The organism is Micromonospora marincola (assembly GCF_056150385.1).
This window is the reverse complement of record NZ_JAXCFT010000047.1, coordinates 1-1,365: the sequence shown is the minus strand read 5'-3', so window position 1 is coordinate 1,365 and position 1,365 is coordinate 1. Positions and strand designations below refer to the sequence as shown.

Here is a 1,365-nt window from a genome sequence, read left to right as displayed (position 1 = left end):
GGTCGATGTTCGGGCCGCGGGCGTTGTATTTGGAGATCGCTCGTTTGACGGTGCGGGCGTTGACGCGGAGTCGCCGTTCGGGCAGTAGGTCGTCGAGGATGAGACGGCCGATCTTGCCGACCAGGTCGATGACGGTGCCGGCGATGACGCCTGCGGCGTGGATGACCTGGTCGCGGGCGGCGTTGAGGGCGATGGTGAAGCTGGCCCGGTCCGGGTCTATGCCCATGTCGCTGTTGGTGGCCTCGGTCATGGCGGTGCGCAGGATCTGGTAGACGATCAGCAGCGCGTGGATCTCCTGGTCGACGCCGGCCGGGGTCCGTGCTCGCAGTACCCGGCCACCGAGGATGCTCGATTTGATCTCCAGGTAGGCCGTCTCGATTTCCCACCGCTCGTGATAGAGCCGCAAGATCGTCGTGGCGGGGTGGGTATCCGGGTCGAGCAAGGTGGTGATCAGCCGGTAGGCGCCCGTGACCGTGCCGGCCTTCGTCTTGATGCTGATCTCGGCGTCGATGACCCGGACGCTCTGGCCGCCGAACATCGACCGGTGGGAGCCGTCGGGGAGACGGTGCAGCACCGGCAGCTTCGGACCGCCGTGGCCGGTCCTGGCGCGGACCAGCAGATGTGATCCGCGGCCGGTCACGAGGCTGAGCAGGTGACCGGCGGCGAAGTTGCGGTCGGCCAGCAGCAGCACCCCGGCGGGTAGCCGGGCGAGAAGATCCCTGGCATAGGTGGTCTCGCCGCGGGTGATCGGCCCGAACACCGCGTCCATCACCGATCGGGTGCCGCAGGACATCACCGTGACCAGCCGCAGCATCGGATAGCTCGACCCGCCGGTGCGGCCCCCGCGCTGTTTGGAGTATCGGGCCAGGATCGCCGTGCTGTCGGCCGTGAACATAGTGGTGCCGTCGATCGCGCAGACCAGCAGACCGCGCCAGCGCACTGGCCCGGCCATGCTGGCTGCCGGGCCGCGCAGCAGGTCGAACAACGCCCGTAACGGTTGCGGGCCGACCCGGCGGCGGGCCTTGGTCAACGCGGCCTCGCTCGGATCCGCGACCGGCAACCCTTCCAGGCCACTGATCAGGCGTTGCCACACCTGTCGATATCCGAGTTCGGCGAACAAACAGCCCGCGAGCAGCAGATACACCACCACCCGCGACGGCAGATCCCGCACCCGCCGCTGCACACAACGGGTCTGATCGAGGACCGCATCGACCATCTCGAACGGCACCTGCTGAGTCAACTCACCCAGATGACCCGGCGCGAACGGGCCTGCCGCGACCCGCACCACACGCGTAATGACAGACTGAACCAACAGCGGGACTCCCGGCGGTAAGGCATGTCTTGGCGGACGTACCTCTCCTACCG

Annotated in this window: 1 protein-coding gene; it reads right to left on the bottom strand. The window is 67.8% G+C overall.

The genetic code is table 11. From position 1 onward, the window contains the following. The coding region (locus SM450_RS30980; protein ID WP_474623319.1) for an IS4 family transposase at positions 1-1,285 on the bottom strand (1,285 nt) is incomplete at its 3' end. Positions 1,286-1,365 lie beyond the last annotated feature (80 nt).